We start from the raw sequence: 20,297 nt of genomic DNA on the forward strand, positions 1-20,297 counted from the left end.
TTCGCGAGCAAGCCCGCTCCCACAGTTTTGATTTTCAGCGAGTGCCAATCCCGGGACTAGCTGCCCGCGAAGAGGCCAGCATATCCAACAGAGATGTTGGCAGACAGACCGCCTTCGCGAGCAGGCTCGCTCCCACAGTTTTGATCTTCAGTGAACGCCAATCCCGCGGCAGGCCACAATCCCTGTGGGAGCGGGCTTGCCCGCGAAGAGGCCGGCACATCCAACAGAGATGTTGGCAGACAAACCGCTATCTACAGGTCTTGTGTGTTTCCTGAAAATCAGTTCAGCACGAAGTCCACCGGCTCCAGTTGCGGCGGCAACTCCGTCACGCCCAGTGCCGCCAGCACATCGCGCTCGATGTTGCGCACGATGGCGTCGGTGGGCAGGTCGTTTTCGTCGCGGCCAAAGGGGTCTTCCAGTTCGTCGGCAATCGCATCCAGGCCAAAAAAGGTGTAGCTGACAATCGCGGTGAAGATCGGTGTCAGCCAGCCCAGGGGTTCGGCCATGGCAAACGGCAGGAGGATGCAGAACAGGTAGATGGTGCGGTGCAGCAACAGGGTGTAGGGGAAGGGCAGCGGGGTGTTCTTGATCCGCTCACAGACCGCCTGGGCGTGGGTCAGGCCGGCCAGGTGGTTGGCCATGAGCGTGTAGCGCCAGTCGTTGATCGCACCGGACTCGTTGAGTGTCGAGCACTGCTGACCGACCTGCATCAGGATCTGCCCGCTGATGTCCGTGGTGTTGCCCTTGGGCATCGGGTGCAGCCAATCACCACTGGCGGCCAGTTCGTTTTCCTGGCGCAGCCGCGCGTTGAGGGCATGGGCGAAGCCGCACAGGTTACTGAGGATCGTATGCCGCTCATCCGTGTCCTTGATCACCAGGGTTTCACGAATCATCGAGCGGACTTCGACTATCACATCGCCCCACGCCTTGCGCGCTTCGTACCAGCGGTCGTAGCAGGCGTTGTTGCGAAAGCTCATGAAGATCGACAACGACAACCCCAGCAGCGTGAAGGGCGTTGCGCTGACCTTGGAAAAGTAGCTGGGGTGCAAGGTTTCGATGAGCACGATGGCCGAGGCGAGCAACGTCACCATCAGGCTGCGCCAGGCAATGCGCTTGGCAATCGAACCCTTGAGGGACGTCAGCACGCCGATCAGGTTGGGTTTAGGTCTCACGATCATGGGGTTCAGCCGCCCGTCATGTTCATGAAGCGAATGACCTGGACTTCGTCGTTCACTTCGAAATTGTGTCGATAAGGCTTGAGTTTCATCGCCTCGATAATGGCTTGCTCCAGGCGTTCGGGCTGTCCGGGGTGGCTGCGCAAGACAGCCTTGAGATCCACCGAGTGTTCATTGCCCAGGCACAGCAGCAGGCGTCCTTCCACGGTCAGTCGCACCCGGTTGCAGGTGCCGCAGAAGTTGTGGCTGTGGGGGGAGATGAACCCCAGGCGAATCTGCGGCGCTTCGGCCAGGCGCCAGTAGCGCGACGGACCCTGGGTCGACTCGGCGGAATCAATCAAAGTGTAGCGTTCGGCGATGCGTTCGCGGACCTGGGCGCTGGCGAAAAACGATTCGGCGCGGCTGTGCTCGTCAATGGTGCCCAACGGCATTTCCTCGATGAAGGAGATGTCCAGGTTGCGGTCGATGGCGAAGCTCACCAGATCATTGATCTCATGGTCGTTGCGGCCCTTCATCACCACGCAGTTGAGCTTGGTGTTGCGAAAGCCCGCCTGGTTAGCCGCGTCGATGCCCTTGATGACCTGCGCCAGGTCACCGGTGCGGGTCAGTTCGCGAAAGCGTTGCGGGTCCAGGCAGTCGAGGCTGATGTTGAGGCGCTTGACCCCGGCCTCGAACAACGGCACGGCCAGTCTGGCCAGTTGCGAGCCGTTGGTGGTCATGCACAGTTCGCGCAGGCCGGGCAGGGCGGCGATTTTCTCGCACAGCTGCACCACGCCCGGACGAATCAGCGGCTCGCCTCCGGTCAGGCGGATTTTGCGGGTGCCCAGCGCCACGAAGCTTTGCGCCGTTTGATAGATCTCTTCCAGGGTCAGCACCCGTTGGCGGGGTAGAAACTGCATGTCCTCGGCCATGCAATACACGCAACGGAAATCGCAGCGGTCGGTGACCGACATGCGCAGATAGTCCACGCGCCGGGAGAAGCCATCGATCAAGACTCGTTCTGACATGACACCCTCGCTTGGTACTGCATGCGTTGAAAGGACATTCCGTTAATCGGGTTTTGCCTTTTGTAGGAGCGAGCTTGCTCGCGATGGTCGTTAACGATGACGCGTGTTTACTGACTAAACGCGGTGCTCTTGAGTCCATCGCGAGCTCGCTCCCACAGGTATTGCGCAGATAACGGATCTGTTGAGCGCAGGTGTAGGAGCGAGCCTTGCTCGCGATGGTCGTTAACGATGACGCGTGCTGACTGGCTGAACGCGGTGCTCTTGAGTCCATCGCGAGCGAGCTCGCTCCCACAGGTATTGCGCTGATAACGGGTCTGTTGAGAAAAGGTGTAGGAGCGAGCCTGCTCGCGATGGTCGTTAACGATTACGCGTGTTTACTGACTAAACGCGGTGTTCTTGAGTCCATCGCGAGCGAGCTCGCTCCTACAGGTATTGCGCTGATAACGGATCTGTTGAGCGCAGGCTAAGAGCAACTTTAACGGGCGTCCAATCACTATTAACAACCGGGTGATCGAGCGGGTCGATGATGAGCTTAATTTTGGGATTTGAAGGGCTGCAAGTTATTTCAAGTAATTGAAAAATAACAATAAAAAACGATGATAAATATCCTCGATCATGTGGTCGCAAATAGCGATTAGACAATAATTTACCCCTGTTAATATGCTTTTCTCCGTCAAACGATCAATGGCCTGAATCAGGTCACGGAGAAGTACCATGTCTCAAGTCGACCGCTACAAACCCTACAAAGGTGCCGCCGCCGGTTGGGGTGCACTGATTGCTGTCACCAAGAACTGGCTGGGCAGTGAAAACGCGCTGAAGAACATTCGCGCCATGCTCAAGACCAACCAGAACGGCGGCTTCGACTGCCCCGGTTGCGCCTGGGGCGAGTCGCCGGAAAACGGCATGGTCAAGTTCTGCGAAAACGGCGCCAAGGCGGTTAACTGGGAAGCCACGGGGCGTCTGGTCGACCCGGCGTTCTTCAACAAATACAGCGTCTCGGCGCTGGCCGAACAGAGCGATTACTGGCTGGAGTATCAGGGTCGCCTGACCCACCCGATGCGCTATGACGCAGCCACCGACCGTTACGTGGAAACCACCTGGGACGAGGCCTTCGCGCTGATCGCCCGGCACCTCAACGCGCTGGAGTCGCCGGACCAGGCCGAGTTCTACACCTCGGGCCGGGCCAGTAACGAGGCGGCATTCCTCTATCAGTTGTTCGTGCGGGCCTACGGCACCAACAACTTTCCGGACTGCTCCAACATGTGCCACGAAGCCAGCGCGGTGAGCATGATCGAAAGCCTCGGCGTGGGCAAAGGCACTGTGGTGTTTGACGACCTGGAGCATGCCGACGCGATCTTCGTCATCGGCCAGAACCCCGGCACCAACCACCCGCGGATGCTCGAGCCCTTGCGCGAAGCGGTCAAGCGCGGGGCCCAGGTGATCTGCATCAACCCGCTCAAGGAGCGCGGACTGGAGCGCTTCCAGCATCCGCAGCACCCGATCGAAATGCTCATGAACGGCTCCGAGCCGACCAACACCGCGTACTTCCGCCCGGCCCTGGGTGGTGACATGGCGGTCATGCGCGGCATGGTCAAGTTCCTGCTGCAGTGGGAGCGCGAAGCACAGGTCAGCGGCAGCGAGCCGGTGTTCGACCATGCGTTCATCGCCGAACACACCTCGGGAATGGGGGCCTACCTGGGCGAAGTCGACGCCACCAGTTGGGAGCACATCGAGCAGCAGTCGGGCATGCCCCTGGCAGACATCGAACTCGCCGCCCGCATGTACGCCCGGGCCAAACGGGTGATCATGTGCTGGGCGATGGGCCTGACCCAGCACACGCACTCGGTGCCGACCCTGCAGGAAGTCATCAACCTGATGCTGCTGCGCGGCAATGTCGGCCGGCCCGGCGCGGGCCTGTCACCGGTTCGCGGTCACAGCAACGTGCAGGGCGACCGCACCATGGGCATCAACGAGCTGGCGCCCACCGAGTTGCTCGATGCCCTGGAAAAACGCTTCTCCTTCAAGCCGCCGCGTGAGCATGGCCACAACACCGTGATGGCGATCGGCGCGATGGAGCAGGGGCGCTCGAAAGTGTTTATCGCCCTGGGCGGCAACTTTGCCCAGGCCACCCCCGACACGCCGCGTACCCACGCTGCGTTGCGCAAGTGCGACCTCACCGTGCACATCGCCACCAAGCTCAACCGCAGCCATCTGGTCACCGGTCGTGAGGCGCTGATCCTGCCGTGCCTGGGCCGCACCGACATCGACATCCAGGCCGAAGGGCCGCAAGGCGTGACCGTGGAAGACACTTTCAGCATGATCCACATCTCCCATGGCCAACTGAAACCGAAGTCGAAACACCTGCTGTCGGAGCCGGCGATCATCGCCGGCATCGCGGCCGCGACACTGGGCAAGCACCCGATCGACTGGAACTGGGCCATCGGCGACTACGGGCGCATCCGCAACATGATTGCCGACACCATTCCCGGTTTCGAAGATTTCAACCGGCGCTTGCTGCACCCGGGCGGTTTCCACATGCCCAACGACGCAGCCAAACGCATCTGGAAAACCGCCAGCGGCAAGGCCCAGTTCACCCCGAGCGTGCTGCCGGAGCACCTGATCAGCGAGGGCGTGCGCAACCTGGCGGTCAAGCCGCACCTGATCCTGCAGACCATGCGCTCCCACGATCAGTACAACACCACGCTCTATGGCCTGGATGACCGCTATCGCGGGGTGTACGGCATGCGCGACGTGGTGTTCGCCAACGAGCAGGACATTCGCCGGCTGGGTTTCGAACCGGGGCAGAAGGTCGACCTGGTGGCGCTGTGGGACGACGATCGCGAGCGTCGGGTCAGCGGTTTCACCCTGATCGCCTACGACATTCCGGCCGGTCAGGCGGCGGCGTACTACCCGGAGACCAATCCGCTGGTGCCGCTGGAAAGTTACGGTGACCGCACCTTCACCCCGACTTCCAAGTTCGTCGCCATCCGGCTGGAGCAGGCCAGGGCCAGCAACCTGATTTCGACCTCCGCTGCGTAGTACCGATCACTCAAGACTTTGTGGGAGCGAGCTTGCTCGCGATTGCAGGGTGCAAGGCGCCATTGATGTTGAAGGTGCCGGCCTCATCGCGAGCAAGCTCGCTCCCACAGTTTTAAATCCGCGATGAGGATATCGACATGTTTAACCTGGAGGCACTGGACCTGGCGCGGATGCAATTCGCGTTCACGGTTTCGTTCCACATCATCTTTCCCGCCATCACCATCGGGCTGGCCAGTTTCCTGGCGGTGCTCGAAGGGCTTTGGCTGAAGACCCACAACGATACCTACCGCGATCTCTACCATTTCTGGTCGAAGATCTTCGCCGTCAACTTCGGCATGGGCGTGGTCTCGGGGCTGGTCATGGCCTACGAGTTCGGCACCAACTGGAGCCGCTTCTCCGACTTCGCCGGCAGCATCACCGGGCCGTTACTGACCTATGAAGTGCTCACGGCGTTCTTCCTCGAGGCCGGTTTCCTCGGGGTCATGCTGTTCGGCTGGAACCGGGTAGGGCGCGGCTTGCACTTCTTCTCGACGGTGATGGTCGCCATCGGCACGCTGATTTCGACCTTCTGGATTCTCGCCTCCAACAGCTGGATGCAGACGCCACAGGGTTTCGAGATCGTCGACGGTCGCGTGATGCCGCTGGACTGGCTGGCCATCGTGTTCAACCCGTCGTTCCCGTACCGCCTGGCGCACATGGCGATTGCCGCCTTCGTGGCCACGGCGTTCTTTGTCGGCTCGTCGGCGGCCTGGCACCTGCTGCGCGGCAACGACACCAAACAAGTGCGCAAGATGCTGTCGATGGCGTTGTGGATGGCCTTGATCGTCTGCCCGATCCAGGCTGTGGTCGGCGACGCCCACGGCTTGAACACCCTGGAACATCAACCGGCGAAGATCGCCGCGATCGAAGGGCACTGGGAAAACAACGGTAGCGAAGCGACGCCGCTGGTGCTGTTCGGCATCCCGGACATGCAGGCCGAAAAAACCAAATACGCCATCGAAATCCCCTACCTGGGCAGCCTGATCCTGACCCACAGCCTCGACAAGCAGATCCCGGCGCTCAAGAGCTTCCCGAAAGAGGATCGCCCCAACGCGACGATCATTTTCTGGAGCTTCCGCGTCATGGCCGGGCTGGGCATGTTGATGGTGTTGGCCGGCGTGCTCGGCCTGGTCCTGCGTCGCAGCGGCGCCATCTACCGCAACCGCTGGTTCCTGCGCCTGATGCTGTGGATGGGGCCGAGCGGCCTGATCGCCATGCTCGCCGGCTGGATCACCACGGAGGTGGGGCGCCAGCCGTGGGTGGTGTACGGCCTGCAACGTACCGCGAATGCCGCGTCCAATCACAGCGTCACCCAGTTGAGCCTCTCGTTGGCGCTGTTCGTGGTGATCTACTTCTCGGTCTTCACGGTGGGTATCGGCTACATGATGAAACTGGTGGCCAAGGGGCCAAAACCCCATCACGAGCACGCGCCTGCGGGGCATGCCGATCAGGTCATCACACCGCGCCGGCCGCTGTCCGCCGACGCTGAAATCCTCGAAACCGACGCCCGCGTCAATTGAAGGAAGGGAGTTGAGTCATGGGTATTCAAGGTATCGATTTATCGCTGATCTGGGGCGTGATCATCGCCTTCGGCGTGATGATGTACGTGATCATGGACGGCTTCGACCTGGGGTTGGGCATTCTGTTTCCGCTGATCCCGGATGCGAAGGAGCGCGATGTGATGATGAACACCGTGGCACCGGTCTGGGACGGCAACGAGACCTGGCTGGTGCTGGGCGGTGCGGCGCTGTACGGCGCGTTCCCGCTGGCCTATTCGGTGATCCTGGAGGCGCTGTACCTGCCGTTGATCCTGATGTTGTGCGGCTTGATCTTCCGTGGCGTGGCGTTCGAGTTTCGCTTCAAGGCCAGCCCTGAAAAGCGTCATGTCTGGGACATGGCGTTCATCGGCGGCTCGCTGCTGGCGACCTTCTCCCAGGGCGTGGTGATCGGCACTTACATTGCCGGTATCCCGGTGGTCGACCGCCAGTTCGCCGGTGGTTCGCTGGACTGGCTGGCACCCTTTCCATTGTTCTGCGGAGTCGGCCTGATCGTCGCCTATGCGCTGCTCGGCAGCACCTGGTTGCTGGTCAAGACCGAAGGCATCCTCGAATCGCGCATGCGCCTGTTCACCCGGCCCCTGGCCTGGTTGCTGTTGGCGGTGATCGGCGTGATCTGCGTGTGGACGCCGATCCTGCATCCGGACATCGCCACCCGCTGGTTTGCCCATGCGCACCTGGCAGTGTTCGCAGGCCTGGCGGTGCTGGCCTTGCTGGCGATGTTCGGCTTGCTCAAGACCCTGCGCCAACGCCACACCCATTGGCCGTTCGCCTTCACGCTGATGCTGGTGTTCCTCGGCTACATCGGCCTGGCGTTCAGTATCTGGCCGAACATCGTGCCGCCGTCGATCAGCCTGTGGGCCGCGGCATCACCGCCAACCAGCCAGTTGTTTATCCTGATCGGGGCGTTGTTCATCCTGCCGATCATCCTGATGTACACGGTCTGGAGCTACTACGTGTTCCGCGGCAAAGTGAGGATTGGCGATGGCTACCATTGATTCCCGTGAACCGGCACCGGCGCCTTGGTACAAGCGCCTTGGGTGGCTGGTGTTGATCTGGCTGGGCAGTGTGGTTGCGTTGGGGGTGGTGGCGGGGGTGTTGCGGATGTTGATGCAGGCGGCGGGGATGAGTAGTCACTGAGGGCAAGTCGTTAGAGGGTTCCAGTTCGCTTTGAGGTGTTTGGATTGGGTGAATATCCATTTCTGCGGTCACGGCGACTATTGGTTCCACCCTTACGGCGGGTCACTTTGGAAAAGCCTGTAGGAGCGAGCTTGCTCGCGATGGACGTCAACGATGATGCGGGGAACCTGACACCCCGCGGTGCTCTCAGGTTTCTCGCGAGCAAGCTCGCTCCTACAGTGCCCACTACGCAGAACCTGCGCTCGGCCTCTCGAGGGGGCAAGAAGATCAACAGCCAAAGCGAGGCAGCCTACCAACCGACCTGGTTCTGATGGGTACGTGTTTCCCTGTAGGAGCGAGCCTGCTCGCGATGGACGTCAACGATAACGCGCGCTGTCTGAATGATCGCGTTGTTCAGACGTTTTTCGCGAGCAAGCTTCGCTCCTACAGGTACGATCTGCCCCGCGGCCAAGGACTTCAGTCTCACCGCAAAAACTTTCTTGAAGGGCATAGAGTCTTGTCATTACAGTGCCCAGGTTCACGTCCTGTTGGCCGGTGTATTCGGGCAGTTTCACCTGCACGTAGGCCAATACTTGCTGACGACGTACTCCACCGAGTAAATGTACGAAATCATCAATGTGGTATTCCTCACCAACGCACTGGCATCAATCCTGTTGCTGTATCTGATCGGTCGCAAGGTAAGTGCTGAACGCTTCAGGCTTTGGACGTGCGGGGGTGTATTGGCCTTCGCTGTCAGGGGTCAATATGATTTTGCATAAAGTGCCCACATGTTCGTTTTGTGGCCGGTAAATAAACAGTTCGCGGAAGCTTTAGGTTGTTTTAGCGGAATACAGCGAACGGTTACTCCAAGCTCTCCGATGGCGTTTTCAACTTTTTTGTCATCGCTGAAAGGGGCAAGAACAAAGGCGTTAAGTTTTGCGTTCTGTTTAAAGCGCTTTTTGAATTCGTCCAGGGTAGTGACCATTGTGGTGTTGTCGGACAATTTCTTCTGTGCTACCTCCAGCATGTCTTTTTGAAGGGCGGTCAGTATTTTCGAGATATTTTTAACGAAACTTTCAGTGTCAAGTTTCAGAAGAATTTTGCAGTTGTTTCTACAGGAGTAAGACACCACATTTTGCTCCAGTTCCTTAATACCAATCTCGACGCGGACAGGGACGCCACGTTTGATGTGGTACCACTTTTTTTCACCGCCGTTCATGTCCCGCCAATCGATGCTGGTCCGAAGGTTTTGCCCTTTCAGCTTTTTCCGGGATATCTGCTTTTGCAGTTTTTTGCAGTAGTCATGAATGGCATCTGCATTCTGTTCGTCGCGGACGATCGGGATAATGACGACTTGCGTCGGTGCCACGAGGGGCGGGAGTACTAGCCCGTCATCGTCTCCATGGGCCATTATCATCGCGCCGATCAATCGCGTGGATACTCCCCAGGACGTGGTCCATGCCAGTTCCTTTATCCCTTCTTTGTTCACGAAGCGAATGTCTGAACTCTGTGCGAAGTTCTGGCCTAGAAAATGAGAAGTACCTGCTTGCAGGGCCTTGCCGTCTTGCATCATTGCTTCAATGGTATAGGTGCTGACGGCGCCCGGAAAACGCTCCCAAGAGCACTTTTCGCCCTTGATTACCGGTATGGCCAAGTGCTCGGTAGTAAAGCGCTCGTAGATATCCAGCATCTTTAGCGTTTCGTCCAAGGCCTCATCATGAGTTGCGTGAACGGTGTGACCTTCTTGCCATAGGAACTCCGATGAGCGAAGGAAAATCCGAGGACGCATTTCCCAGCGCATTACGTTCGCCCATTGATTGATAAGGAGCGGCAGATCCCGATAGCTTTGTACCCATCGTGAAAAGGATGCACCGATGACCGTTTCACTGGTGGGCCTGATGATCAACGGTTCTTCTAGTGTTCCTGCGGGAGTAAGGGTTCCATCCGTTGATTTTTCGAGACGGTGATGGGTTACAACCGCGCACTCTTTGGCAAAGCCTTCAACGTGCTCGGCTTCTTTTTGAAGAAAGGATAACGGAATCAATAGTGGAAAATAGGCGTTTGAATGTCCTGTGTCTTTGATTTTCTGATCAAGTTCTCGTTGAATCTGCTCCCATATGCCATATCCCCAAGGACGGATAACCATGCAACCTCGAACTGGAGAGTTCTCAGCCATTTCCGACTGGATAATCACTTGTTGATACCAGTCAGAAAAGTTGTCATTTCTTGTAGGTGATATTGCGTTTTTCATAGAGCCCTGACTTTGAGGTCGAAATTTGCTATTCGAAATGGTGTCGTAAGGGGCTAGGTATATTTATTGCGCTTTGAAATTTCAAGATTTCATGTGTGGTTTTTCATATTTCAGAAATTTCCTTCAGAAGGATCTTTCATTTTGTGAAGTTACTCCGCTCTTCGACCTGTTCATTGACCACAAAGAACCCCCGATGCAATCGCTTCGGGGGCTATGGCACTCACTGCGCCCCAAACATCGCCGTCCAGTAAATCCCCGCATCGCTCTTCGGATCGGTCGCATACGCCGCGCCCAGTTCGCGGAACTGCGGGTTCATCAGGTTGGCGCAGTGGCCGGGGCTGGACAGCCAGCCTTCGACCACTTTGTGTGCGGTGTCCTGCCCGGCGGCGATGTTTTCGCCGATCTGCTGGAAGTCGTAGCCGGCCAGTTCCGCGCGGTCGCCCGGGGTGCGACCGTCGCGGTCCTTGTGGTCGAAGTAGTTGTTGTTGGCCATGGAGCGCGCGTTGCCTTCGGCGGCGCTGGCCAGTGTGGCGTTCCAGGTCAGCGCTGGCGCGGCGGCGAAGGACTGCGCGCCGCACTGGCGTGGGCGGGTGCGTGCGGCGTTGAGTTCGGTGAGCAGCTTCTGGCCTTCGGCCTGCGCGTCGCCCAGGCTTGCGCTCAACAATGGCCGAGCGACCACGATGCGCCATTGCCGGTCCTGGCGGAAGACGCCGACATCGACGAATTGCGGGTCGAGGACGATCTGGCAAAAACTCTCCTGGATCGCCTTCATCGCCGCGGCTGCATCGCGAGGTCCGGACAGGCTGATGGCTTGCACGTTCTTCATCGGATAACCGGCAGTGGCCATGGCCTGCTGCAGATCACCGATGCTCGGGGCGGTCAGCACCAGGCGTGGGTCGGCCGACAGTGGCGGCAGCTCCGATGACACCTGACCAGCACAGCGCTGCAGTTGGCTGCGGTAGACGTTGATCGATTCGATCAATTGCGCTTCGTCCGCCGCCATGGCGTTGGCGGCACATACCAGGCCCAGTGACAAACCGGCCAGGCGCATTGCGGATGAGATGAATCCCATGAAAATCCCCCTTGAGCAGATGGCGCTCATGATGCGCGAAGTTGGCCCATTTAAGACAACGGATTTATCCAGAGTGTAGTGGGGGTAAGCGACATCATTTCACTACTACACTGAATCGAATCGCTCACCGAGTGACACCGATCATGCGCTTCGACTGGATCGCCACCTGCCTGGCCCTCACGCTGCTCGCCGGCCCGGTATCGGCTACGGATCAAGAACAAAAACAGGAGTCGGCCGAGAATAAGGCTGAGGTGCTGGAACAGAAGGCCGCCGAGAACAAAAAGCCCGCGACGGAACCCAAGGTCGAAGCCATTACCCCGTCCGAGGTCCAGGCCGTTGACCCGGCGGGTGCCGCGCCGCTGGACGATGCGATCACGTGCCTGGCCCGCTCCATTTACTGGGAAGCCAAGGGCAAGGATTCTGCCGACATGGAGGCGGTGGCCAATGTGGTCATGAATCGCCTGGGCCACGAGGGCTTTCCGGACACGGTGTGCAAAGTGGTCAAGCAGGGATCGGAGACCAAGAGCTGCCAGTTTTCCTGGTGGTGTGACGGCAAATCCGATTCGGTCCAGGAAGAAGTGCCTTACGCGATGGCCAAGGAAATTGCGCGCAAGGCCCTGAACAAGGAGCTGCCGGATCGCACCCAGGGTGCCCTGTATTTCCATGATCGTACGGTCAAGCCGGATTGGGCCAGGGAATACATCAGGACCGTGGATATCGGCCTGTTCCGGTTTTATAAACCCCGCGACGGATCAGCCAGGTAGCGGCGCTGATTTCGGCCGCGAAGTGTTTTTTGCAGAGGTCGTGCGCGGCGTTATCCAAACTGAAATGTGTCTGTTTTATAAGCTTCATGACGCAACCGTGCGTGAATGACGCGATAAGCAGGGACTACACATGAAGTTGACGAGGGTCCGGATCAGTAACCTCGCGCCGATCGCGGCGCAGTCGCCGGCGTGCGTGCCATGACCGTCCTGGTCACCGGTGCCGCCGGTTTCATCGGTTTTCATACGGTCCGGCGCTTGTGCCGCGAGGGTCAGGACGTCGTCGGTATCGACAACCTCAATGACTACTACGACGTGGAGCTCAAGCACGCACGCCTCAAGGTGCTGGAGACGTTGCCGGGTTTTCGCTTCCGGAAAATGGACATCCTCGACAAACCAGCCCTGATGGACCTGTTCCGCGACCACGGGTTTACCGAGGTGGTGCACCTGGCGGCGCAAGCCGGGGTGCGTTACTCGCTGGACAACCCGGATGTCTATGCCCAGTCGAACCTGGTGGGTTTCCTCAATGTGCTGGAAGCCTGTCGGCACCATCGCCCCGAACACCTGATCTACGCCTCGAGCAGCTCGGTGTACGGCACCAACAGCAAGATGCCGCTCAGTGTCGAGGACCCTGTCGAACATCCCGTATCTCTGTACGCCGCGAGCAAGCGCGCCAATGAACTGTTGGCCGAAAGTTACTGCCATCTGTATGGCTTGAAAGCCAGTGGCCTGCGCTTTTTTACCGTCTACGGCCCGTGGGGCCGCCCGGACATGGCGCTGTTCAAGTTTACCGACGCCATCCTCAAAGGCCTGCCCATCGACATCTACAACCAGGGCCAGATGGCGCGCGACTTTACCTATGTCGACGACATTGTCGAAGGCATCGCCCGACTGCGGCCAAAGCCTCCGGTGCCGCAAGGCTCTGGCGCTGGCGTCAACCGGCTGTTCAACATCGGGCGTGGCATGCCGGTGGCGTTGCTGGATTTTGTCGAGTGCCTGGAATCGGCCCTGGATCGACAGGCCCGGCGTAACTACCTGCCGATGCAGGCCGGTGATGTGGTCAGCACCTGGGCCGATGTCTCGGCACTGGCCGAATGGGTGGGCTTCAGCCCGCAGGTGACGCTGGAAACCGGTGTCGCAGCGTTTGTGCAGTGGTATCGGCAGTTCTATCGGATTTGAAGCGTTCGCCTCTGATCTCGAAAAAATCATGAAAGGCGAGAGAGACCCCATGAGCCAAGACATTTTTGTATCCGTGCTGATCCCGGCCAAAAACGAAGCCAACAACCTCAAGCCGCTGCTTGAGGAAATCCGCGTGGCGCTGGCCGATGAGTCGTACGAAATCATCGTCGTCGACGATGGCAGTACCGATGCGACCCTGCAGGAACTGCGGCAGATCCGCCACGATGGCTTGAGCCCCCTGCGCATCCTGCATCACGAGCGGTCGCTGGGGCAGAGCACTTCGCTGTACCACGCCGCTCGCGAGGCCCGCGGGCAATGGCTGGCGACCCTCGATGGCGACGGCCAGAACGACCCGGCGGACATCCCCGGCATGCTGGCGCTGGTGCGCGGCGAACCGGGCAAGGTCGATGTGCAACTGGTCGCCGGGCACCGGGTCAATCGCCGCGACACCGCGAGCAAACGCTACGCCTCGCGGTTCGCCAACAACCTGCGTCGGCGCCTGCTCAAGGACGCCACCCCGGACACCGGTTGCGGCCTGAAACTGATCGAGCGCGCGGCGTTCTTGCGCCTGCCGTACTTCGACCACATGCACCGCTTCATTCCGGCGCTGATCCAGCGTCACAACGGGCGCATGATCGTGCACCCGGTCAACCATCGGCCGCGCACGGCCGGGGTGTCGAAATACGGCAACCTCGACCGCGCGCTGGTCGGCATTCTTGACCTGATCGGCGTCTGGTGGCTGATCAAGCGCACGCGGCTGAACACCATTGCCCAGGAGCTCGAAGGATGATGCTGACCCGCGAAACCCTGTGGCTGGTGGTCGGCTTTGCGGGACAGATCGCCTTTACCGGGCGGTTTGTCCTGCAGTGGCTGTACAGCGAATACAAGAAACGTAGCGTGATCCCGACCAGCTTCTGGTACCTGAGCATCGTCGGCAGTTCCTTGCTGCTCGCTTACGCCATCTACCGTCAGGATCCAGTGTTCATTGCCGGGCAGGCCTTTGGCTCCATCGTCTATTTTCGCAACCTGCAATTGATTGCCAAAAGCCGCAGCGTGAAGGAATGAACCATGCGTAGATCGTTGTCGCCCCGGGTCGAGTGCCTGGGGCTGATGCTGCTTGCCCTGTTGTTGATTGGCGCGGGGCTGGGGCTACGCCAGGCACAGAACGTGGATGAAGAGCGCTTCCTCGGCGTCGCCCTGGAGATGCTGCAGAACGGCTCGTGGTTGATCCCGCACCGTGCCGCCGAGATCTACGGCGACAAACCGCCGATTTTCATGTGGACGGTGGCGTTCTTCACCTGGCTGACCGGCAAGCCCAACATCGCGCTTTACCTGCCGGGACTGTTTTCGGTCGTGACGGTCACGGCGATGGTCTATGACCTGGGCCGCCGCTTGTGGACCCAGCGTATCGGGCGCAACGCCGCGCTGTTGTACCTGGCGACCTATCAGACCTACAGCATCCTGCGCACCGGTCAGATCGACAGTTTTTTGATTCTGTTCACCTCGCTTGGCCTGTACGGTCTGGCGCGGCACCTGCTGCTCGGCCCGGCGTGGCGCTGGTTTTACGCCGGCTGCGCGGCCATGGGCATCGGTGTGATCACCAAGGGTGTGGGTTTCCTGCCGGCGCTGTTGCTGATTCCGTACGCCTATGCGGTGCGCAAAGGCTGGCCCGGTGTGGTGGCCATGCCTGGCGAGGCGCGCAAGTGGTTGCTCGGGTTGGCGCTGATGCTTGGCGCTATCGCGATCTGGCTGTTGCCCTTGGCCTTGTCGATTTTCTTCAATGGCAGCGCGGACGAAATGGCCTATGCGCGGGAAATCCTCCTGCGCCAGACCGCGGGCCGCTATGCCGCTGCATGGCATCACCGCGAACCGTTCTGGTACTTCTTCACCAAGGTGATTCCGCAGTATTGGCTACCGATGGTGCTGGTGCTGCCATGGCTGGTGCCTGCCTGGCGCCGTCAGTTGCAAAAACGCGACGGCCGGGTCCTGGTGTTGCTCGGTTGGGTGGTGCTGGTGGTGCTGTTTTTCTGCATCAGCACGGGCAAGCGCAAGTTGTACATCTACCCGGCGCTGCCCGGGCTGGTGCTGGTCGCGGCGCCGCTGATGCCTTGGCTGCTCAAGCGCTGGTTCAAAAAGCACCCGCGTTTGCGTCGGGTGTTCCCGGCACTGGTGGTGACCTGGTTCGCGCTGTGGTTTGCACGGGGTTTCATCGAACCGCTCAAGGACGGCACCAACATCGATCAGGTGCTGATGGCGCAGGCGGCGACCATGACCCAGGGCGCCGATCTGGTGCTGGTCAACTGGGAGGAGGGGCACTGGTTGTTCGCCCGCCAGCCGATCGTGCATTTCGGCATGGATAACTCGTCCATCGAGAAGGCCGTGCGGTATCTGCGCGAACACCCCAAGGCCTACGCCTTGGTACCGGATGACGCTTTGAACCAGTGCTTCAAAGCCGAAGCGGCCCGTGAGCTGGGCGAAAACGCCCGGGCGAACTGGTCGATCGTGGGCGCGGATGCCGACAACGGCAAATGCCAGCCGCCTGAAACCGGCAAAGCCTATCGGTTCAGCTGGAATGACCCGCACATGGCAGTGGTGCCGGCGCAGGTAGCCAATCCCTGAGGGTTAAAAAGGTCCTTCACGCAATCCCGGAAACCTGTAGGAGCCAGCCTGCTGGCGATGGACTCCAATGCGCCGCGTTCATCCAATTCCCACGCGTTATCGTTAACGACCATCGCTGGCAGGCCAGCTCCCACAATGGACCGTGCCCACGCGGGAAACTGTAGGAGCCAGCCTGCTGGCGATGGACTCGAGTGCGCCGCGCTCATCCAGCTCACACGCGTTATCGTTAACGACCATCGCTGGCAAGCCAGCTCCCACAAGGGAACGCGTCCACGCTGAAAAACTGTAGGAGCCAGCCTGCTGGCGATGGACTCAAGTGCACCGCGTTTATCCAGATCGCACGCGTTATCGTTAACGACCATCGCTGGCAAGCCAGCTCCTACAGGGGACTGCGTTCATCCAGTTCGCACGCGTTATCGTTGACGACCATCGCTGGCAAGCCAGCTCCTACAGGAGACCGCGTTCGGCTCTCCTGTCACTGGCTGGCGTCCAGCACCACGCGGTAGCGCGCCTTGCCGCTGCGCAAGTGATCGATGGCGTCGTTGATCCGGCTCATGGGAAACATCTCGACCTGCGGCAGGATCTGATGGCGGGCGCAGAACTCCAGCATCATCGCGGTGTTGGCCGGTGAACCCACCGGTGAGGCGGACAGGGTTTTTTGCTGGGGAATCAGGTTGAACACGTGCACCGGAATGGCGTCGGGCACGACGCCGACAAAGTGCAGGCGCCCCTTGCCGCGCAGGGTGGCGAGCATGGCGGTCCAGTCGAGGTTGGCGTTGGCGGTGACCAGGAGAAAATCCAGGGTGCCGGCAATGGCGTTGAGCGCATCGGAGTCGGTCGAGGCAACCACCTTGTGTGCGCCCAGGCGCCTGGCTTCGTCCTGCTTGCTCAGCGATGAGGTGAACGCCGTGACTTCGCAGCCCCAGGCGTTGAGAAAGCGCAGCGCCAGGTGACCCAGGCCGCCGATGCCCACCACGCCGACCCGGTCGGTGGGCTTGATGCCGAATTCCACCAGCGGGTTGAACACGGTCGAGCCGGCACAGAACAACGGCCCGGCCATTGCCGGGTCGAGCCCGGCCGGGATCGGCAGGGCCCAGGCCCAGTGCGAGCGGACGCGGTCGGCAAAGCCGCCGTGGCTGCCGATGATGGTCGGTTGCACCGTGCTGCACAGGTTATGCGAGCCTTCGATACAGGACGTGCAATGCATGCAACTGCCCTTGTACCAGCCGATGCCCACCCGTTGCCCCGGTTCCAGGCCTCGCACCTGATCGCCCATCCGCACGATACGACCGACCACCTCATGACCGGGAATGAACGGGTAGCGGCTGATACCCCAGTCGTCGTCGATCAGCGACTGATCGGAGTGGCAGACGCCGCAATACTCCACGGCGACTTCCACCTCATCGTTGCCCAACGGACCGGGATCGTAGCTGTAGCGTTCCAGTGGCGCGCCCGCGGTCGTGGCGGCCCAGCCGGTAAAGGTGGTGAGTTCGCTGCTGTCGCTCATGGGATACCTCCAGATCAGAAGTCAGGGGTCGTGGCCGCTCGGGTGCAGCGGCGGAGCGAGGAAAGTGTAGCGGGTTGCCGGCGTCGCATCGGGCGCGAGCCTGGATACTTGAAAATACAAAGGCGCCCGATCTGGACACAATGCCGATACATGAGCGCGGTTTCATGGGCCAGGTCCCACGACAACAGAGAGATCCGCCATGTTCGGCAAACTGCAGCAGGTCGCCAGAATGTTCAGCCAGAGCGCCCGATTGATGGTCGGCGTTCCCGAGTACGACAACTACGTGGCACAAATGGCCCGCAACCGTCCGGGCGAGCCAGTGATGAGTTATGAGGCGTTTTTCCGCGAACGCCAGGAAGCGCGTTTCGGTCGGGGCAAGTGCAATACGCGGTGCTGCTGACTCGAGCGTTACCTCAGAAATCCAGATCGATCACGAAGGCATCATCGAAATCGGGGTTTTCGTTGATGCCGTTCCTGGCATAGCCCCGAGGGTTGCAGACCACGCGGGTATTGCCCACCCGATAATCAAAACTGCCATGGGTGTGGCCATGCAGCCACAGCGCCGGCTGCCAGTCTTTGATCCGCGCTTGGAGGTCCGAGACAAAACTTGAGTTGATAGGCGAATCGGCAAAGGTCGGGCTGATGCTCGATCGTGTCGGGGCGAAATGCGAGACCACCACCGTGGGCGTGCGGCTGTCGCGGGCGAAGCAGTCTTGCAGCCAGGCGACCGTCTGCAGAAACACCAGCTGGGAAATGGCCGGCGTGAACAGGTCTGGAAAATCGGGGGCGATCTTGATGTGGCTGAAGTCACGGATCAGTTGAGTCGCCAGGTTGATACCCAGCGCTCGGTCCTCGGGGCTGTCGAGCAGACGATAGTCCGACCACAAGGTGCAACCGAGAAAGCGCACGCCGTCGTGCACGTACTCCGAACGTTCCAGCACGTGGATCTGCGTGCCTTGCGCCAGGCTGTTCAGTTGTTCGTAGGTCGAGACCAGGTCACTGCCATAGAACTCATGATTGCCTGCCACGTACAGCAGCGGAACCGGGCACGCCCTGGCCCACTCGATGGCCTTGGCGGGTCGCGCGATGTCCCCGGCGAGCACGACAATATCGGCGTCCACGGCGGGAAAGGGGACCGCGTTGACGGACAGGTGCATGTCGGACAGCAAGGCGATGCGCATGGATCAACTCCGGCGTGGCTTGGAGGGCTGGTCAATCAAGTTACGCGTTGTGAGCCCGTCGCCACAAGCCTGCTCCCACAGTTTTGATCTTCAGTGAACGCCAATCCCACGGCTGGCCACAACCCCTGTGGGAGCGGGCTTGCCCGCGAAAGCGGCGTGTCAGGCGCCATGTTTTTTGGATGTGCCGGCCACTTCGCGAGCAAGCCCGCTCCCACAGGGGGGCGGTTGACTGTTTACTTCAGGTACCACCCCACGGCTGGTCGCTGACGGCCTGCACCTCGCCATAGCGTTTGACCACATTGCGGTATTCGATATCGCTTGGGGGATAGGACCAGCTTCGAGCTTCAAGCCTGGATACAGGTGATGTGGAAATTCACTGTTTAAGCGTGCTTGTTTAAGCGCTGTCAGCGTTACTTCCCGCAAGCTACAACACCTTGCGTCGTTGCCTACAGTTACGCCAGAATCCGCCGGCTTGTGCGTCTAGAGCGTGGGTTTTATCGTTTGCCGGTCGCTGAAAAACAGCGATCGGGTTTGGTAGCCCGAGTTCGTTCTAGGCGCATTGCGTCACCTTAATACAGTCATTTTTTTGGACTGTGCTTTATATGGTGGCCATGCGCGGGGCTCCCTTGCGGGCGCCGGGTTCTAGTGCGACCGGTCTACCAACCCGCGTGTGGCCGCCACCTTTCGTTTGGTAGCGAAGGTGATGGCTCCTTACTATTCGCGCTAGAGGTCCATTCCATGTTCAAGCTCACACCCAACCCGCCGGACACCGATCCGGCATCCCCGTCCGAAAGCCTCGATTCAAACAAGCTCCACGAAGCCGCCGAGCGCGCCCTCAAACTGGGCCCCCACATCATGGCCACCCCTCACAAACCCAGCACGATGTTCATCGTCAATCCCGAACTCAATACCGAAACCTTGCTGGTGCATGCCTGCGAGTCGCTGGCGTCGGCCAATGTCATGGCCAACGATCTGGTGGATCATCTGGAGGGCACGAATCGCAATGCGCTGTTGGGCATTGCGCAGGTGATCATGTTGGGCGAACTGGCGGTGAACCGCGCACTGGATCAGCTTGATCCGCCCTGACCACAATCTCCGGATCACCCACAGGGTGTTGGGCTAGCTGACAGATATCTGGCTTGCAGCCTGAGGCCGGGCGCCTGCAACGGGTCCTCCGTCAGCTCCCGAACGAACAACCCCAGCAATTCCGACTGGCTGCCAATGCCCAGCTTGGCGTAGATGTTCTTGCGGTGAATCTTCACCGTGCCGGGGCTGATGTTCAGTTGTTCGGCCACCGAGGCGCTGGAGTGGCCGCGCAGCAAAGACGCACCGCATTGGGGCCTGGTGTTACCGAGTGCTACAGGGTTGGTAGCAGAAATGATCAGGCGGTTGAGTGGTGCTGGACGATCTGGATGAGGTTGCCGCAGGTGTCGTCCAGTACCGCGAGGGTGACCGGTCCCATCACCGTCGGCGGGCGGGTGAACTGAACGCCGGCGGCACTGAGCCGGGCATATTCGGCTTGCACGTCATCGACGCCGAAAAACGTGCAGGGAATGCCGTCCTGCTTGATCGCGCTCTGGAAGGTTTTAGCCGCGCCGTGGGCATTGGGCTCCAGCAGCAGTTCAACGCCATCGGGATCCCCGGGGGACGTCAGCGTCAGCCAGCGGTGTTCGCCCATGGGAATGTCATGCTTGAGTTCAAAGCCGAGGACATCCCGGTAGAAGGCAAGTGCCTTGGCCTGATCATCGACGAGTACGCTGGTGACTACGATTTTCATGGGGGGGGGGGCCTC

18 protein-coding genes and 2 pseudogenes are annotated in these 20,297 nt (G+C 60.0%); 12 read left to right on the top strand and 8 right to left on the bottom strand.

Annotated elements, in window-relative coordinates; translation table 11 throughout:
- Positions 1–278 precede the first annotated feature (278 nt).
- Together AC3WN7_RS25680 and moaA are read right to left on the bottom strand one after the other, a co-directional pair.
- The gene (locus AC3WN7_RS25680) at positions 279–1,178 is read right to left on the bottom strand and encodes a bestrophin family protein (protein ID WP_102675534.1); all 900 of its coding nucleotides are present in this window, start codon (positions 1,176–1,178) and stop codon (positions 279–281) included.
- Between the two features lie 5 nt (positions 1,179–1,183).
- Entirely contained in the window at positions 1,184–2,182 is a 999-nt protein-coding gene (moaA, locus tag AC3WN7_RS25685; RefSeq protein ID WP_102675533.1) for a GTP 3',8-cyclase MoaA, read from the bottom strand.
- A 714-nt stretch (positions 2,183–2,896) separates the two neighbouring features.
- On the opposite strand from moaA, the gene AC3WN7_RS25690 reads away from it, so the two are divergent.
- The 5 genes and pseudogenes from AC3WN7_RS25690 to AC3WN7_RS25710 all read left to right on the top strand — a co-directional run.
- Complete coding sequence (locus tag AC3WN7_RS25690; RefSeq protein ID WP_102675532.1) at positions 2,897–5,221, top strand: FdhF/YdeP family oxidoreductase; 2,325 nt, start codon at positions 2,897–2,899, stop codon at positions 5,219–5,221.
- Between the two features lie 137 nt (positions 5,222–5,358).
- Positions 5,359–6,780, top strand: a complete 1,422-nt coding sequence (locus AC3WN7_RS25695) for a cytochrome ubiquinol oxidase subunit I (protein ID WP_102675531.1) — start codon at positions 5,359–5,361, stop codon at positions 6,778–6,780.
- A gap of 17 nt (positions 6,781–6,797) precedes the next feature.
- Positions 6,798–7,814, top strand: a complete 1,017-nt coding sequence (cydB, locus tag AC3WN7_RS25700) for a cytochrome d ubiquinol oxidase subunit II (protein ID WP_102675530.1) — start codon at positions 6,798–6,800, stop codon at positions 7,812–7,814.
- Positions 7,801–7,956: a DUF2474 domain-containing protein gene (locus tag AC3WN7_RS25705; protein WP_102675529.1), complete on the top strand. Its 156-nt coding sequence runs from the start codon at positions 7,801–7,803 to the stop codon at positions 7,954–7,956. The genes cydB and AC3WN7_RS25705 overlap by 14 nt, the downstream gene beginning before the upstream one ends.
- Before the next feature lie 140 nt (positions 7,957–8,096).
- Positions 8,097–8,177 (top strand): annotated as a pseudogene (locus AC3WN7_RS25710) (outer membrane lipoprotein carrier protein LolA); the annotation flags it as partial.
- A 518-nt stretch (positions 8,178–8,695) separates the two neighbouring features.
- Here AC3WN7_RS25710 and proS read toward each other — a convergent pair.
- Together proS and AC3WN7_RS25720 are read right to left on the bottom strand one after the other, a co-directional pair.
- On the bottom strand, positions 8,696–10,186 hold the full coding sequence (proS, locus tag AC3WN7_RS25715) for a proline--tRNA ligase (protein WP_102675526.1): 1,491 nt from the start codon (positions 10,184–10,186) through the stop codon (positions 8,696–8,698).
- A gap of 220 nt (positions 10,187–10,406) precedes the next feature.
- Positions 10,407–11,258, bottom strand: coding sequence for a CAP domain-containing protein (locus AC3WN7_RS25720; protein WP_102675525.1), 852 nt, complete (start codon positions 11,256–11,258; stop codon positions 10,407–10,409).
- Between the two features lie 143 nt (positions 11,259–11,401).
- On the opposite strand from AC3WN7_RS25720, the gene AC3WN7_RS25725 reads away from it, so the two are divergent.
- The 5 genes from AC3WN7_RS25725 to AC3WN7_RS25745 all read left to right on the top strand — a co-directional run bounded on the left by AC3WN7_RS25725 (position 11,402) and on the right by AC3WN7_RS25745 (position 15,817).
- Entirely contained in the window at positions 11,402–12,022 is a 621-nt protein-coding gene (locus AC3WN7_RS25725; RefSeq protein WP_102675524.1) for a cell wall hydrolase, read from the top strand.
- Between the two features lie 198 nt (positions 12,023–12,220).
- Positions 12,221–13,198, top strand: coding sequence for an NAD-dependent epimerase (locus AC3WN7_RS25730; RefSeq protein WP_102675523.1), 978 nt, complete (start codon positions 12,221–12,223; stop codon positions 13,196–13,198).
- A 49-nt stretch (positions 13,199–13,247) separates the two neighbouring features.
- Positions 13,248–13,988 (top strand): glycosyltransferase family 2 protein, encoded by a 741-nt coding sequence (locus AC3WN7_RS25735; RefSeq protein ID WP_102675522.1) that lies wholly within the window; start codon positions 13,248–13,250, stop codon positions 13,986–13,988.
- Positions 13,985–14,263 carry a lipid-A-disaccharide synthase N-terminal domain-containing protein gene (locus AC3WN7_RS25740; RefSeq protein WP_007976061.1) on the top strand — a complete coding sequence of 93 codons (279 nt, stop codon included), beginning with the start codon at positions 13,985–13,987 and terminating at the stop codon, positions 14,261–14,263. The genes AC3WN7_RS25735 and AC3WN7_RS25740 overlap by 4 nt, the downstream gene beginning before the upstream one ends.
- 3 nt (positions 14,264–14,266) lie before the next feature.
- A complete protein-coding gene (locus AC3WN7_RS25745) occupies positions 14,267–15,817 on the top strand; it encodes an ArnT family glycosyltransferase (protein ID WP_102675521.1) in 1,551 nt (516 codons plus the stop codon).
- A 475-nt stretch (positions 15,818–16,292) separates the two neighbouring features.
- Here AC3WN7_RS25745 and ahr read toward each other — a convergent pair whose 3' ends face one another.
- Positions 16,293–17,324 carry an NADPH-dependent aldehyde reductase Ahr gene (ahr, locus tag AC3WN7_RS25750; protein ID WP_102675520.1) on the bottom strand — a complete coding sequence of 344 codons (1,032 nt, stop codon included), beginning with the start codon at positions 17,322–17,324 and terminating at the stop codon, positions 16,293–16,295.
- Between the two features lie 199 nt (positions 17,325–17,523).
- Between ahr and AC3WN7_RS25755 the strand changes: the two genes are divergently transcribed.
- Positions 17,524–17,724, top strand: coding sequence for a YbdD/YjiX family protein (locus AC3WN7_RS25755; protein ID WP_095967266.1), 201 nt, complete (start codon positions 17,524–17,526; stop codon positions 17,722–17,724).
- Between the two features lie 13 nt (positions 17,725–17,737).
- Here AC3WN7_RS25755 and AC3WN7_RS25760 read toward each other — a convergent pair whose 3' ends face one another.
- Entirely contained in the window at positions 17,738–18,505 is a 768-nt protein-coding gene (locus AC3WN7_RS25760; RefSeq protein WP_102675519.1) for a metallophosphoesterase, read from the bottom strand.
- A 738-nt stretch (positions 18,506–19,243) separates the two neighbouring features.
- On the opposite strand from AC3WN7_RS25760, the gene AC3WN7_RS25765 reads away from it, so the two are divergent.
- Positions 19,244–19,591, top strand: a complete 348-nt coding sequence (locus AC3WN7_RS25765; RefSeq protein WP_102675518.1) for a DUF6124 family protein — start codon at positions 19,244–19,246, stop codon at positions 19,589–19,591.
- A 14-nt stretch (positions 19,592–19,605) separates the two neighbouring features.
- On the opposite strand, the pseudogene AC3WN7_RS25770 reads toward AC3WN7_RS25765, so the two are convergent.
- Positions 19,606–19,827, bottom strand: a pseudogene (locus tag AC3WN7_RS25770) (response regulator transcription factor); the annotation flags it as partial.
- Between the two features lie 59 nt (positions 19,828–19,886).
- Positions 19,887–20,282 carry a VOC family protein gene (locus AC3WN7_RS25775; RefSeq protein ID WP_095967263.1) on the bottom strand — a complete coding sequence of 132 codons (396 nt, stop codon included), beginning with the start codon at positions 20,280–20,282 and terminating at the stop codon, positions 19,887–19,889.
- Positions 20,283–20,297: the final 15 nt, after the last annotated feature.

This window comes from Pseudomonas sp. FW305-70, assembly GCF_058783925.1.